The sequence below is a fragment of the Micromonospora sp. CNZ297 genome (assembly GCF_007827625.1).
The window spans coordinates 231204-244707 of record NZ_VISU01000005.1 but is presented as its reverse complement, the minus strand read 5'-3'; the positions used below and the strand labels follow the sequence as shown (position 1 = coordinate 244707).

The 13504-nt window shown below is 71.6% G+C and carries 14 protein-coding genes, 1 pseudogene and 1 riboswitch; of the genes and pseudogenes, 4 read left to right on the top strand and 11 right to left on the bottom strand.

The genetic code is table 11. The features are described 5' to 3' along the window. Positions 1 to 86: 86 nt before the first annotated feature. From FB454_RS12230 to FB454_RS12215, 4 genes are read right to left on the bottom strand one after another with little or no spacing between them, the layout of a single operon-like run. Positions 87 to 686: a hypothetical protein gene (locus FB454_RS12230; protein WP_013283580.1), complete on the bottom strand. Its 600-nt coding sequence runs from the start codon at positions 684 to 686 to the stop codon at positions 87 to 89. Positions 687 to 690: 4 nt separating this feature from the next. After that, complete coding sequence (locus FB454_RS12225) at positions 691 to 1044, bottom strand: YbaB/EbfC family nucleoid-associated protein (protein ID WP_013283579.1); 354 nt, start codon at positions 1042 to 1044, stop codon at positions 691 to 693. A 9-nt stretch (positions 1045 to 1053) separates the two neighbouring features. Next, positions 1054 to 1980 (bottom strand): WXG100 family type VII secretion target, encoded by a 927-nt coding sequence (locus FB454_RS12220; RefSeq protein ID WP_145822960.1) that lies wholly within the window; start codon positions 1978 to 1980, stop codon positions 1054 to 1056. 9 nt (positions 1981 to 1989) lie between these two features. Then, positions 1990 to 2310 (bottom strand): type VII secretion target, encoded by a 321-nt coding sequence (locus FB454_RS12215; protein ID WP_091330396.1) that lies wholly within the window; start codon positions 2308 to 2310, stop codon positions 1990 to 1992. A gap of 149 nt (positions 2311 to 2459) precedes the next feature. Here FB454_RS12215 and FB454_RS12210 point away from each other — a divergent pair, with 149 nt between their 5' ends. From FB454_RS12210 to FB454_RS12200, 3 genes are all read left to right on the top strand, one after another. Then, complete coding sequence (locus FB454_RS12210; RefSeq protein ID WP_013283576.1) at positions 2460 to 3347, top strand: ABC transporter ATP-binding protein; 888 nt, start codon at positions 2460 to 2462, stop codon at positions 3345 to 3347. Between the two features lie 9 nt (positions 3348 to 3356). Then, positions 3357 to 4094: an ABC transporter permease gene (locus tag FB454_RS12205; protein WP_013283575.1), complete on the top strand. Its 738-nt coding sequence runs from the start codon at positions 3357 to 3359 to the stop codon at positions 4092 to 4094. A gap of 93 nt (positions 4095 to 4187) precedes the next feature. Continuing rightward, positions 4188 to 4946: a VOC family protein gene (locus FB454_RS12200; RefSeq protein ID WP_013283574.1), complete on the top strand. Its 759-nt coding sequence runs from the start codon at positions 4188 to 4190 to the stop codon at positions 4944 to 4946. Between the two features lie 398 nt (positions 4947 to 5344). Here the strand turns inward: FB454_RS12200 and FB454_RS12195 are convergent, their stop codons facing one another. The 4 genes and pseudogenes from FB454_RS12195 to FB454_RS12180 all read right to left on the bottom strand — a co-directional run. After that, entirely contained in the window at positions 5345 to 6124 is a 780-nt protein-coding gene (locus FB454_RS12195; RefSeq protein WP_013283573.1) for an ABC transporter ATP-binding protein, read from the bottom strand. After that, entirely contained in the window at positions 6121 to 7215 is a 1095-nt protein-coding gene (locus FB454_RS12190; protein WP_369752213.1) for a FecCD family ABC transporter permease, read from the bottom strand. The genes FB454_RS12195 and FB454_RS12190 overlap by 4 nt, the downstream gene beginning before the upstream one ends. A 77-nt stretch (positions 7216 to 7292) precedes the next feature. Next, positions 7293 to 8225 carry an ABC transporter substrate-binding protein gene (locus FB454_RS12185; RefSeq protein WP_013473539.1) on the bottom strand — a complete coding sequence of 311 codons (933 nt, stop codon included), beginning with the start codon at positions 8223 to 8225 and terminating at the stop codon, positions 7293 to 7295. 107 nt (positions 8226 to 8332) lie between these two features. Next, positions 8333 to 8426: riboswitch (cobalamin riboswitch) on the bottom strand. Between the two features lie 120 nt (positions 8427 to 8546). After that, positions 8547 to 9866: pseudogene (locus FB454_RS12180) on the bottom strand (M14 family metallopeptidase); the annotation flags it as partial. A gap of 205 nt (positions 9867 to 10071) precedes the next feature. On the opposite strand from FB454_RS12180, the gene FB454_RS12175 reads away from it, so the two are divergent. Further along, on the top strand, positions 10072 to 11412 hold the full coding sequence (locus FB454_RS12175) for a C39 family peptidase (RefSeq protein WP_145822959.1): 1341 nt from the start codon (positions 10072 to 10074) through the stop codon (positions 11410 to 11412). Between the two features lie 84 nt (positions 11413 to 11496). On the opposite strand, the gene FB454_RS12170 is transcribed toward FB454_RS12175, so the two are convergent. The 3 genes from FB454_RS12170 to mqnE are packed head-to-tail and all read right to left on the bottom strand — an operon-like array spanning position 11497 to position 13413. Continuing rightward, positions 11497 to 11781 carry a DUF4229 domain-containing protein gene (locus tag FB454_RS12170; protein WP_145822958.1) on the bottom strand — a complete coding sequence of 95 codons (285 nt, stop codon included), beginning with the start codon at positions 11779 to 11781 and terminating at the stop codon, positions 11497 to 11499. Positions 11782 to 11807: 26 nt separating this feature from the next. After that, on the bottom strand, positions 11808 to 12236 hold the full coding sequence (locus FB454_RS12165; RefSeq protein WP_013283567.1) for a hypothetical protein: 429 nt from the start codon (positions 12234 to 12236) through the stop codon (positions 11808 to 11810). A 7-nt stretch (positions 12237 to 12243) separates the two neighbouring features. Next, a complete protein-coding gene (mqnE, locus tag FB454_RS12160; RefSeq protein ID WP_013283566.1) occupies positions 12244 to 13413 on the bottom strand; it encodes an aminofutalosine synthase MqnE in 1170 nt (389 codons plus the stop codon). Positions 13414 to 13504: the final 91 nt, after the last annotated feature.

Below are 13504 nucleotides of genomic sequence, written 5' to 3'. Positions count from 1 at the left end.
CGGACGTGGGCGGACCGGCCGCCCTGACGTGGCTGGCCGACCGCGGTCCTCGACGGCCCGCCGCGGGCCCGGCGGGGCGGGTCCGGTCAGGCGGACAGCGCGGCGGCGACCTCGCGCAGCGGACGGCCGGACTCGGCGATCGGCACGGTGAACGACAACCAGGAGCCGTCGGTGAAGTCGATCCGCAGCCGCTTTGGGTTGAGCCGGTGCCAGCCCACCCGCGCGGAGGCGATCTCGCCGCGCGCGGCCGACCACGCCACGGCGGTCTCGGCCAGCGCGCGTTCCTCGGCCTCGCGCCCGGCGAGCAGTTTGACCCCGCCGGTGCGGCAGACCAGCAACCGCCGCTCGGTGACCGCGAGCAGCGTCTCCCGGACCTGGAGGTCGGGCCGGGGCGGGCGGAGCGCGCGATGTAGGCGGGAGGCGGCGGTGCCGGGGGCGCCGCGTCCGGCGATCCCCCAGCCGATCGCGTCGACCAGGCGGTCGCCGCGGTCCCAGGTGGCCAGTGGCAGCAGCACGTTGAGCAGCACCGAGCCGATCGTCCGCCGGCTCGGCTCGGCAGTGGACTCCGGCTCGGGCGGCGGCGCCGGAGCGAGCCCCTGGCCGACGTCGGCCTTGGCGTGGGCCAGGACACGCTCGCCCGGCTCGACGAGCAGGCCGATCCGGTCGCGGTATCTGGTCTCGTCCATCGGCTCAGTATCGGTCGTGGCCGTAGCCGTCGTCGGCGGGGCGCTCCGCACCCGGCGCGTTGCCCATCACCTCGCCGACGATCTCGCGTACGCGGGCGGCGGCGGCCTCCTGCGCCCGGTTCGCCGCCGAGGTGATCTCCTCGGCGAGCGTGTACGAGTCGAAACGCATGGCCCGTGCGTTGATGTCGGTGGAGAGGATCTTGCCGTCGGCCGCGGCCACGACAGTGACCAGGCCGGAGTCGCTCACCCCCTCGGCGCTGCTCTGCTCCAGCTCGGCCATCCGCGCGCCGAGTTCGCGCTGCCACCCGTCCAGGTTGCGGGCCAGCGCCTCGATCCGGTCCAGGGCCGGGAACGTCATTGCTGCCTCTCAGTTCACGATCGAGTCGAACACGTTCTGCACGCCGTTGGTGTACGGGCCGAGATCCTCGCGGTACGTGCCGTCCACCAGGTAGTTGCGGTCCTTGCGCCCGTCGGAGACGTCGTGCAGGCCCATCCCGGTGTCGAGCAGGGCGCCGCCGATGCCCGGGATGTTCACCGGGGACGCCTGGTTGATGGCGAACTTGCCGGGGAAGAGGATCGCAGCGCGTTTGATCTTGAACGCGAACGCCTCCCTGGTGTAGCCGGACTTGTTCCACGCCCGGTACGCCTTCTTGGCCTGCCGCAGCTCCAGCACCATCCGGCGGTAGCGCATGAGAAGCTCGGCGACCTTCTCCAGCTTGGTGACCAGCTTGGTGAGGATCTCCGCGAACCGGGCTACGATCTTGACCATGCGGCCGACGGTGGTGGCTAGCCGGGCCAGCACGCGCACCACAGTGGCCGCCAGTGTCACACCGGCGCTCAGCACGGCCGCCACGGCGGCGATGATGACCTCGGTCAGGAACCAGAGCAGGAACTCCAGAATCAGCTCGACCAGCAGGTTGAAGGCGTCCACAGCGGCGTTCGCCGCGTCGACCAGCACCTCCTTGGTGCCGTCCAGCCCTTTCGCCAGCTCCTCGATCGCCTCCTCGACCGACTCCATCGAGGCGTGGAACTTGTCCGCCGCGTCGCCGTCCCAGGCGCCGCGCAGCCGGGCCCGGTCGGCGACCTGGTCCCCGGCGATCCGCCGGACCGCCTCCCCGGTGGTCAGCGCGAGCTGGGCCGCCCGCATCAGGTCGTCCGGCTCACCGGCGACCAGTTCCAGGAGCTGCTCGAACGGCCACAGCACCGCGTTCGACAGCGGCTTGAACGGGTCGGGCGTGCCCGACACGATCTGCTCGAAGTAGGTCTTGTTGCGCTGCAGCGCCTCGGTGCTCATCCCGCCCCCTCAGACGCCCGGCTTGAACATGTCGGTGTTCGCCACGTCCGTGCCGGTGTAGGCCTCTGCGGTGTCGTCGAGCCCTTCGGCGATGTCGGCCATCACCTCGGCGCCGTCCGCCAGCCCTTCCAGGCACGCCTCGAACTGCTGCTCGTACGCGGCGGCGAGGCTGAACGACGCGGGCATGACGCCGAAGGAGTGCCGGGCCACGTGGCCGTCGCGGAACGCCCGCTCCAGCTCGCGGAACCGGCCGGCCCGGTCCCGGGAGGCGGCGGCGAACGCCCTCAGCGCCTCCGGCTGGACGTCGAGATTCCTGCTCGGACTGGTCACGGACCCTCCCCAGTGTCCGGTCGGAACTTCCACCGTCGTCGACGGCGCCACCAGACTAGGGGATGCGAGCACCCGGTCAGGGGACAGCGCGGCTGGCGCACGCACGGTAGACAGGGGAGGCACAGCCCTTCCGCCCGAGGAGATCGCCGATGATCCTGGCCCAGGCCGAACAGGTCAGCCGCCGCTACGGCGACGTGCTGGCGCTGGACCGGGTCGACCTGACCGTCCGGGCCGGCGAGCTGGTCGGCCTGCTCGGGCCGAACGGCGCCGGCAAGAGCACGCTGATCAACCTGCTGGTCGGGCTGCGCCGCCCCACCGCCGGCCGGGTCGAGCTGTGCGGCGGCGACCCGCGCGACCCGGCGAGCCGGCGGCAGCTCGGGGTCACCCCGCAGGAGACCGGCCTGCCCGGCACGCTGCGGGTCGGCGAGGTGGTCGACTTCGTCTCCGCGCACTTCCCCGACCCGGTGCCGCGAGGCGAGCTGCTCGACCGGTTCGGCCTCGCCGACCAGGTCCGCCGGCAGACCGGCGGCCTCTCCGGCGGGCAGCGTCGCCGGCTCGCCGTGGCGCTGGCGTTCGTCGGCCGTCCCCGGCTGGTGGTGCTCGACGAGCCGACCACCGGCCTCGACGTGGAGGCGCGGCACGCGCTCTGGGACGCGATTCGCGGCTTCCACGCCGACGGTGGCACCGTGCTGCTGAGCAGCCACTACCTGGAGGAGGTGGAGGCGCTCGCGCAGCGGGTGGTGGTGATCGGCCACGGGCGGGTGCTCGCCGACGACTCGGTGGCGGCGATCCGCGGGATCGTCGGCGTACGCCGGGTCAGCCTGGTCGCCGACGACCTGCCGGCGCTGCCGGGCGTGGTCACCACCGAACGCGCCGACGGGCGGGTGCACCTGCTCACCACCGACGCCGACCAGCTCGTCCGCGACCTGGTCACCTCCGGGGTGCCGTTCCACGATCTGGAGGTCCGGCCCACCTCGCTGGAGGAGGCGTTCCTCGCCATCACGGCCGACGACCGGCCCGCGCCCACCCCTGCCTAGGAGACCGCCGTGCCGCTCGCCCTGATCCACGCCCGCTACCACCTGTTGGAGATCATCCGGGTGCCGGTGGCGGTGGTGGGCAGCGCGTTCTTCCCCGCCGCCTCGATGCTCTTCTTCGTGGTGCCGTTCGCCGGCGACGACCCGGTCGGCGCCACCTACGCCACCGCCGCCATGGTGACCTTCGCGGTGATGACCGCCAACATCTTCCAGTACGGCGTAGGCGTCTCCGAGGACCGCGACCAGCCCTGGAACCCGTACACCCGGACCCTGCCGACCGGACCGGCGCCGCGGCTGGCCGGGCGGATCCTGGCCGGGGTGGTCCTGACCTACGTCTCGATGATCCCGGTGGTGGTGATCGCGGCGGTCGCCACCGACGCCCGGGTCAGCGCGGTGCAGTTCCTGCTCGGCCTGGGCGCGGTCGCCGTGGTCTCGGTGCCGTTCACGCTGCTCGGCCTGGCGATCGGCTACTCGCTGCCGAGCAAGGCCGCGATCGTGGTGGCGCAGGTGATCTTCTTCCCGCTCGCGTTCGGCGGTGGCCTGCTCTCCGGGCCGGACGACGCGCCCGGCTTCATCAAGGCGATCGCGCCCTACCTGCCGACCCGGGGCGCCGTGGAACTGATCTGGGCGGCGGTCACCGACTTCCGGCCGGACACCCGGGCGCTGGTGATGCTCGTGGTCTGGGTGCTGGTGCTCGCCGCGCTCGCCGGGTGGGCGTACCGGCGGGACGAGGGACGCCGCTTCAGCTGACCTTTTGTCCGGTTCCGGCCCGGTGGCCGACCCGGCGGTGCCACGATGCCGACAGGGCGGGCGAGCGGGCCGCCCCCGGCGAGAGGGGTCACCGTGAACGGCGTCGAGCCCGGCACGCCCTGCTGGACGGACCTGGCCACGCCCGGTCTGGACGACGCCCGACGGTTCTACCCCGAGCTGTTCGGCTGGACCGGAGAGATCTCCCCCGAACCGGAGGCCGGCGGCTACACCGTCTTCCGCAAGGACGGCAAGGCGGTCGCCGGGGCCGGGCCACCCGGTACGCCGGACCAGGTGCCGGTCTGGTCCACGTACGTGGCGACCGACGACGCCGACCTGGTCGCGACCCGGGTGGAGGCGGCCGGCGGGCAGGTGGTCGTATCCCCGTTCGACGTCGCCCAGCAGGGCCGGATGGCGGTGCTCGCCGACCCGGCCGGCGCGGTGTTCAGCGTGTGGCAGCCGATGGCGATGCGCGGGGCCGAGCTGTACAACGCGCCGGGCGCGATGTGCTGGAACGAGCTGGTCACGCCCGACCCGGAGGGTGCGAAGGAGTTCTACGCGCTGGTCTTCGGCTGGCATCCGGAGGAGCGCCCGGCTGGACCGGTCGCGTACACCGGGTGGCGCTGCGGCGCCCGGATCGTCGCCGGGATGCTGCCCCGGGCCGAGCCGATGCCGACGGACCTGCCCGCGTACTGGGCGGTGTACTTCGCGGTGGAGGACGCCGACGCGACCGCCGCCCGGGCCGCCGAGCTGGGCGGCACCATCCTCGTCCCGCCGCGCGACAACCCGGCCGGACGCAGCGCCGCCCTGCGCGACCCCGACGGCGCCCTCTTCTCCGTCTCCACCCTGCGCTGACCCACCCCCGCGCCGGCGTCGCCCTCCGTCCCGCCCGAGCCTCCGCCCCTCCCGGCACCGCTGTCGATCTTGCAGTTACGGCCCTCGCGATGCGGCATACACACCTTTTGCCGGGGCCTGAACTGCAAGATCGCCGGGGAGAGGCGGGGACGGCCGAGATCTTGGTACGGAACGGCCCTCAGAAGGGCCCGTTCGTACCAAGATTCAATCCGTCATCCCGGCAGCCGGGACGCTGATCCGGGATTCGAGACGGCGAACACTGGGCGTGGACAGTTCAGCAGCAGGGCCGTCGCCGACCCCTCCGTCGATCTTGCAGTTGCGGTCCTCCCGATGCGATATATGCACCTTTTGCCGGGGCCTGAAGTGCAAGATCAACGGCGCGGGAGGTGGGGTGGGGGTCAGGTGGGGCGGACGGGGACCACCAAGGGGCCGTGGTCGCCGGGGATGACGCGGATGTGGGCGCGGTAGTGGCGGGCCAGCAACTCCTCGGTGAGCACCTCCTCGGGCGGCCCGGCGGCGGCCACCCGGCCGTCGGCGAGCAGCACCAGGCGGTCCGCGTACTCGCCGGCGATGGAGAGGTCGTGCATGGTGGCGAGCACTGTGAGCCCGTGTGCGCGGCGGAGCTGGTCGACCAGTTCCAGCACCTCCTGCTGGTGCCCGATGTCCAGCGCGCTCGTCGGCTCGTCGAGCAGCAGCAGGGTGGCGCCCTGGGCCAGCGCCCGGGCCAGGAAGACGCGCTGCCGCTCGCCGCCGGAGAGGGTGGCCAGCTCGCGGTGGGCGAACGGACCCAGGTCGAGCCGGTCCAGCACCTCGTGCACGGCGGCCAGGTCGGCGGCGGACTCGCGGCCCAGCGGCGGGATGTACGGGGTGCGCCCGAGCAGCGCGTAGTCGAACACCGACATGCCGATCGGTACGACAGGGGACTGCGCCACCGTGGCCACGATCCGGGCGCGGTCGCGGCGACGCAGCGCGCCGATCGGCGTACCGAAGAGGGCCACCTCGCCCGGGCCGGTGAGCAGGCCGCCGACGGCGCGCAACAGCGTCGACTTGCCGGCGCCGTTGGGTCCGATCACTGTGACCCACTCGCCCGCCGTGACTGTGAGGTCGACGCCGGCCAGGACCGGCGTGCCGCCGAGGGCGACGCGCAGGTCGTGGACGCGCACCGCGGGGGCGTTCACATCGCCACCCGGCGGGCGGTACGCAGGACCAGCACGAAGAACGGGCCGCCGAGCAGCGCGGTGACCACGCCGATCGGGATCTCGGCGGGTGCGGCGGCGGTCCGGGCGACCACGTCGGTCAGGGCGAGGAACGCGCCGCCGAACAGCATCGACAGCGGCAGGATCACCCGGTGGCTGGAACCGGCGAGCAGCCGCATGGTGTGCGGCACGATGATGCCGACGAAGCCGATCAGCCCGGACGCCGAGACGGCGGCGGCGGTGCCGAGCGACGCGGCGGCGATCAGCAGGTAGCGGGAGCGCTGCGGGTGCAGGCCGAGACCGGCGGCCTCGTCGTCGCCGACGGAGAGCACGTCCAGCTCACGCCGGTGCAGCAGCACCACCACGGAGGTGAGCACGAAGTACGGCAGGACCAGCCACACGTCGTGCCAGCCGGCGGTTGCCAGCCGCCCGAGCAGCCAGGAGTAGACCTGCTGGATGTTGTCGGAGTGCTGTTGCAGCAGGTACGTCTGCCCGGCGGCGAAGAACGCCGACACCGCCACCCCGGCGAGGATCAGCGTGGCCGGGGACCGGTCCCGGCCACCGGCGGCGCCGAGCAGGTACGTCAGCACGACCGCGCCGAGCGACCCGACGAACGCAGCCAGCGGAATGGTGATCGGCAGCCCGGTCAGCGCCCCGCCCGCACCGGCGCCGAGCACGATCGCCGCGGTGACCGCGAATCCGGCTCCGGCCGCCACGCCGAGCAGGTACGGGTCGGCCAGCGGGTTGCGGAAGACGCCCTGGTAGCAGCCGCCGGCCAGGGCGAGGAGCGCGCCGACGAGCAGGCCGAGCACGACCCGGGGCAGCCGCAGCTCGGTGATGATCGCGACTTCCCGCTCGGTGAGCCCGCTGTCCAGGTGCACCCCGGGCAGCAGGTTGAGCAGTTCGGCCGCGACGCTGCCGGGCGGCAGGCTGACCGGGCCGAGCGAGACGCCCGCGACCAGCGCGACGAGCACCGCCACGACACCGGCGAACAGCCAGCGCTTGCGCAGCCCGGCGGGCCGGATCGGGGCACCGGCCGCGCCGCGCGCCCCACGCCGCCCCGGGCGGGACAGCAGCCGGGCACCCGGCCGGGGCGCGTCGGGCGTCCCGGCCGGGTTCGGGGCGGATTCCGCCTGTCGTAGGGCCACGGTCAGGCCGGGACCTTGGCGGTGGCATCGACGATCACCTTGAGCAGTTCGACCACGCGCGGGCCCCAGCGCGAGGCGATGTCGTCGTCCAGCTCCACGATCTGGTTGTTCTTCACGGCGGTGATGCCGGACCAACCGCTGCGCGCCTTCACCGTGTCGGCGCTCTGCTTGCAGCACTTGGTGTCGGAGAGGAAGACGAAGTCGGGGTTCGCCTTGACGATGACCTCCTGGGAGAGCTGCGGGTAGCCGCCGTTCTTCCCGTCGGCGTCGGACGCGTCGGCGATGTTCTCCAGGCCGGCGAGCGCGTAGATGGTGCCGATGAAGGTCTTGCTGGTCGCGCTGTACAGCTCCGGGCCCAGCTCGTGGTAGTAGGTCGGCTTCTCCGTACGCTTCGGCAGGTCCTTGGTCAGCGCGGTGATGTCGTCCTTCATCTTCTGCACCACGGCGTCCGCCTCGGACCGGTGGCCGGTGAGCGTACCCAGGTCGGTGAGCTGCCGGTACGTGTCGTCGAGCGTGGCCGCGGCGGGGATCTGCAGGACCGGGATCTTCAGCGCGACGAGCTGGTCGGCGATCTTGTTGAGGTTGTCGGAGATCACCACCAGGTCGGGGTTGCGGGAGGCGACGGCCTCGGCGTTCGGCTGGTAGCCGGACAGGTCGGTGCGGGGCGCCTCGGCCGGGTAGTTCGACTGGTCGTCGACGGCGGTGACCTGCTTGCCGGCGCCGATGGCGAACAGCATCTCGGTGGAGGTCGGCGAGAGCGAGACGATCTTCTCGGGCCGCTTCTCCAGCGTCAGCTTGCCGACTGTGGCCGGGAACGCGCCGCCGGAGCCGCCGGCGGCGGGGGTGTCGGTCGAGGTCTTCTCGGCGCAGCCGCCGAGGAGCAGCACGCCGGCCGCGAGCGCGGTGGCGAAGAGCCGGGGGGTACGTCGGGACATGGGGCCTCCTGTCGGTCGAGGAGTGTGGTGCTTCGCCGACAGGGGGAAAGGCCCGTCCGCGAGGCGCCCTTCCTCGAGAGCGCGTGTCGCGACCGGGCCTCAGGCGACCTGGCTCGTCCCACGTCCGTCGGCGCCGGCGGAAGGCCAGCGCCGCGCGTACGGGGCATCACAGTTGCGGGACAGCGCCGGTTTCACACCGGCTTCGCTGTGGCACGGTCGGTGCCACGGTAGCGCACGACCAGCGGAGATCGTCCGGACGGGCGGGGTGGGCGGGAACCCCGGCGGGGGTGGAACCGGGGTTCCCGCCCGGTGGTGAGGTCAGCAGTACTGGCTCTGCTTGCCGATCGCCCGGTAGGGGCAGTCGGCGTACTCGGACAGGATCAGCACGGCCTCCCGGTTGCGTGAGGTCTGCGCCGGGATCACCTCGTCCGGCGGGTAGAAGCCGCCGCCGGAGGCCGAGCCGGGGTACATCTCGAAGGTGTACGCCCAGATCTTGTGGGCGCCCCACATCCAGTCGATGCTGGTGCCGTCGGCGATGTAGAGGTCGCTCGACTGTTCCGGGGTGTAGTTGTTCGTCGCCGCCATCTGCCGCCCGATGGTGGCAAAGGTGTTGTACTGGTCGGTGTTCATCCCGGTGGCGGTGTTGCTGTACGTGTATCCGTACGGCCAGAGCACCAGCTGCGAGTAGGTGTGGAAGTCGATGTTCGCCTTGATCTGCTGCACCCCGCCGACGACCCGGCTGTTGACGAAGTTGCGCAGCGCCGCGGTCTCCGGGGCGGAGAAGGCGGACGGGCCCCGGTAGGTGTCCGACGACTTCGTGCCGGACGAGCCGCCGCAGCAGCCCCACTGGTAGGCCCAGTTGCGGTTCAGGTCGGTGCCGATGGCTGTCGAACCGCTGTTGGGCTGCCGGTTCTTGCGCCAGGAGCGGTAGGAGCCGGTGGCGATGTCGTACTCGCTGCCGTCCGGGTTGACTGTGGGGACGATCCAGATCTCCCGGGAGTTGACGATGCTGCTGATCCGGGAGTCGCTGCCGTAGTTGTCGGTGAAGAGGTTGAGCAGGTAGATCGCCATCTCGACGGTCAGGTGCTCACGGGCGTGCTGCTGGGCGTTGAACAGGATCTCCGGCTCGGCCTCGTCGGTGGCGACGTTGTCGGAGATCTTCACCGCCATCAGGTCCCGGCCCTGGTACGACGTGCCGATGCTCAGCTTGCGGGCGATGGTCGGGTGGTCGGCGACCACCTTGTTCACCACGGCGGTCAGCTCGGCGTAGTCGTGGTAGTTCGAGTCGGCGGGCGGGAACGCGTTGGCGGTCATGCCCCCGTCGGCGTGGTTGTGCTCCGGCACGACGTCCTTCTCGAGCCGGAATCCGAGCCGGGTGATCGCGTTGGCCTCGGCCTTGGTCGCCGTGACGTGCAGCACGCCGTGCTCGGAGTAGTCGATCGCGGCGCCGGTGGAGGCGACCGCGGTGCGGTCGGCCGCCGTACGCGGGCCGAGCACCCGGTAGGCGACGGTGGCCGGCTCACCGGAGCCTTCCGGTGCGGGCCGGGCGACGGCGGGCGCGGCGGCCGCGGTGACGATGGTCAGGCCGATGACGGCGGCGAGCGCCAGCCGGCGGCGGAGCGGAGAGGAGCGGAAGGCCATGGACAACCTCCTGGGGGTACGGGAGATCCCGTTGTCCGCACACTCCACCAGGAGACACATGGTCATATCAATATCTGTCTTTGCCTTGGGTCATCCCGACCTGATCGTCACTTCGGCAATGATTTTCTACGCCTGAACATCTGGCGAAACTTCCCGCCAAGCGCGACAGTGAACGGCAACGATGCCGTCTCCCTGTGGAGCTGCCATGTTCGGACGACCCATGCGCGCGGCCGCCCTCGCCGGCCTCACCGCGCTCACCCTCCTCGCCACCAGCGCACCGGTCCAGGCACAAGCCCCGCGACCGGGCGTCACGCACGACGAACAGATCACCTTTCAGGAGTTCTCCCGCTTCCCCGACTGGCGTAGCGGCTCCCACCAGGGCACCCGCGCCGTACCGGGCCGCCACCCGGCGCTGACCATCGGCCGCCCGGCGGGCACCACCGAGTTCACCGACGAGCACACCGGCACGACCCGCACCTGGGAGTACGCCACCTGGACCTCGCCCGAGCGGCGGATCGGCTTCGACGCCACCGAGATGGTCGCGTCGTGGAACGCCGCCACCCCGGCCGGCACCTGGATCCAGGTCGAGCTGCACGGCACGTACAACACCGGGGCACAGACCCCGTGGTACGTCATGGGCCGCTGGGCCTCCGGCGACCAGGACATCAAGCGCTCCACCCTGGACGGCCAGGGCGACCCGTGGTCGAGCATCTGGACCGACACGTTCTCGGTCGACGACGCCGACGCGGGGGTGCTGCTGCGCTCGTACCAGTTGCGGCTGACGCTCTACCGCGCGCCCGGCCAGGCCGCCGCGCCGCAGGTCCGGATGGTCGGCGCGATGGCGTCGAACGTCCCGGACCGGTTCACCGTCACCCCGAGCCGGGGCGGCATCGCCTGGGGCACCGAGCTGGCCGTGCCGCGCTACTCGCAGAACATCCACATCGGCGAGTACCCCGAGTACGACGGCGGCGGCGAGGCGTGGTGCTCGCCCACCTCGACGGAGATGGTGGTCGAGTACTGGGGCCGCAAGCCCTCGGCCGAGGACACCTCGTGGGTCGACCCCTCCTACCCCGACCCGACTGTCGACCACGCCGCCCGGATGACCTACGACTACGAGTACGAGGGCGCCGGCAACTGGCCGTTCAACACCGCGTACGCGTCGAGCTTCCCCGGCCTGGAGGCGCGGGTCACCCGGCTGCACTCGCTGGACGAGGCGGAACGGTTCATCAAGGCGGGCATCCCGGTGGTGACCTCGCAGTCGTTCCTCGCCAGCGAGCTGGACGGCGCCAACTACGGCACCTCCGGGCACCTGTTCGTGATCGTCGGCTTCACCGCCGACGGCGACGTGATCGTCAACGACCCGGCGTCCTCGTCGAACGACGCGGTCCGCAACGTCTACAAGCGGGAGCAGTTCGAGCAGATCTGGCTGCGTACCAAGCGCTACCGGGCCAACGGCACGGTGGCCTCCGGCTCCGGCGGCATCGCGTACCTGATCAAGCCGGCCAACCGGCCGTGGCCGGTCGTCCCGGGCTCGACCAACTGGTGAACGGCCCGGCCGGCCGGTGAACGGTTCGGCTGACCGGTGAAGGGCCCGGTGTCGTGTCCGGCGCCGGGCCCCTCGTTCGTCCGCTCAGCCGTCGCGGCGTTCGGCGTCCGGCTCGGCGCCCGGCTCGTCCTCACCGGCGAGCGCGGTGCGCAGCCGGTCCTTCTCCGCGCGCCGCCGCTCCGACGCCTCCGCCATCTCGCCGGCCATCTCGTCCCGCCAGTTGCGCAGCAGGAAGAACGACAGCGCGGCGGAGGAGATCAGCGCCACCATCAGCCGCAGGAACATGTTCATCTCGACGAACCAGAGGGCTGCCAGCACGGCGACGAACAGCCCGACCCGGCCCAGCGTGTACTTGACCGCCGCGCTCATTCCCGCATTCCCACTCTCTCCGTGCCTCAGCCCGTACGCCGGGCCAGCCAGTGCACGCCATGAAACCAGATGACGGCGTAGACCACGGTGAACACCGCCGCAGCCAACGCGCCGGTGAACAGCGCGGGCAGCCCGGAGGCCAGGCCCGCGGCCAGCAGACCGGCGAGGACGCCGAGCCCGAGACCGGCCAGCGCGGCCACCACCCGGGCGGCGCCGAACTCCCAGGCCCGGAACTCGTCCCAGAACAACCAGAGCGGCAGGATCACCGCGAGCCAGCCGTTCGTACCCCCGAAGCCGCTGTCGCCGACCGTGGCGAACGCGAACTCGAAGACCAGCAGCGCCAGCACCCCGATGACCAGGCCGGCCAGGCTCACCCCGAGCAGGTCACCGAGGGTGAGGATGCGGCCTTCGGCGTCGCGCCGGGGGAAGCCGCGCTGCTGTTCCTCGTCGCTCATCGCCAGGTCAGGCCCAGACCTGCTGCGGCTCGGACCGGCGCTCCGCCAGCGACGGCGGCCCGTCGTACTCGCGGACGATCTCGTAGCGGGTGTTCCGCTCGACCGGACGGAAGCCGGCGTCCCAGATCATGTGCAGCAGGTCGTCGCGGTGCATGGTGTTCGGCGTGCCGTACGAGTCGGCGTCGTGGGTGATCTTGTATTCGACCACCGAGCCGTCCAGGTCGTCGACGCCGAAGTTCAGCGAGAGCTGCGCGACCGACAGCCCGTGCATGACCCAGAAGCACTTGACGTGCGGCACGTTGTCGAACAGCAGCCGGGAGACCGCGAACGTCTTGAGCGACTCGGCCGGCGAGGCCATCGTGGTCCGGGCCTGGATCCGGTTGCGGATCTTGCCGTCCGCCGAGTCGACGAAGTCGTGCTGGTAGCGCAGCGGGATGAAGACCTGGAAACCGCCGGTCTCGTCCTGCAGCTCACGCAGCCGCAGCACGTGGTCGACCCGGTGCCGGGGCTCCTCGATGTGGCCGTAGAGCATGGTCGACGGCGTCTTCATGCCCTTCGAGTGGGCCAGCCGGTGGATGCGCGACCAGTCCTCCCAGTGGCAGTTGTGGTCGACGATGTGCTGCCGGACCTCCCAGTCGAAGATCTCCGCGCCACCGCCGGTGAGCGACTCCAGGCCGGCGTCCATCAGCTCGTCGAGGATCGCGTCGGCGGTGAGCCCGCTGATCTTCTCGAACCACTGCACCTCGGTGGCGGTGAACGCCTTGAGGTTGACCTTCGGCAGCGCGGCCTTCAGCTCGCGCAGCACCTTCGGGTAGTAGCGCCAGGGCAGCGTCGGGTGCAGGCCGTTGACGATGTGCAGCTCGGTGAGCTGCTCGTCCTCCATCTCCTTGGCCTTGCGGACGGCCTCGTCGATGCGCATCGTGTAGGCGTCCTTCTCGCCCGGCTTGCGCTGGAACGAGCAGTACGCGCACGACGCGGAGCAGACGTTCGTCAGGTTCAGGTGCCGGTTGACGTTGAACATCACCCGGTCGCCGTTGAGCTCGGTACGCCTGTGGTGGGCCAGCCGGCCCAGCCAGGTCAGGTCGTCGCTGGCGTAGAGGGCGATGCCGTCCTCGCGGGTCAGCCGCTCCCCCGCGTACACCTTCGCCTCGAGTTCGCGCTTGAGTCCGGCGTCCATCCGAAAGCCACGTCCTTCCACCTGGGTTCCCGATCGAGCGTACGTCGCGGGTCCGACCGGCCGCCGACGTGGTCGCGCCGGTTCACCGGCC

Excerpts from the sequence above, each read along its gene's own strand:
- FB454_RS12230 (WP_013283580.1), bottom strand. The coding sequence starts at position 686 with ATGGACGAGACCAGATACCGCGACCGGATCGGCCTGCTCGTCGAGCCG.
- FB454_RS12225 (WP_013283579.1), bottom strand. The coding sequence starts at position 1,044 with ATGACGTTCCCGGCCCTGGACCGGATCGAGGCGCTGGCCCGCAACCTG.
- FB454_RS12220 (WP_145822960.1), bottom strand. The coding sequence starts at position 1,980 with ATGAGCACCGAGGCGCTGCAGCGCAACAAGACCTACTTCGAGCAGATC.
- FB454_RS12210 (WP_013283576.1), top strand. The coding sequence starts at position 2,460 with ATGATCCTGGCCCAGGCCGAACAGGTCAGCCGCCGCTACGGCGACGTG.
- FB454_RS12185 (WP_013473539.1), bottom strand. The coding sequence starts at position 8,225 with ATGTCCCGACGTACCCCCCGGCTCTTCGCCACCGCGCTCGCGGCCGGC.
- FB454_RS12175 (WP_145822959.1), top strand. The coding sequence starts at position 10,072 with ATGTTCGGACGACCCATGCGCGCGGCCGCCCTCGCCGGCCTCACCGCG.
- FB454_RS12170 (WP_145822958.1), bottom strand. The coding sequence starts at position 11,781 with ATGAGCGCGGCGGTCAAGTACACGCTGGGCCGGGTCGGGCTGTTCGTC.
- FB454_RS12165 (WP_013283567.1), bottom strand. The coding sequence starts at position 12,236 with ATGAGCGACGAGGAACAGCAGCGCGGCTTCCCCCGGCGCGACGCCGAA.
- mqnE (WP_013283566.1), bottom strand. The coding sequence starts at position 13,413 with ATGGACGCCGGACTCAAGCGCGAACTCGAGGCGAAGGTGTACGCGGGG.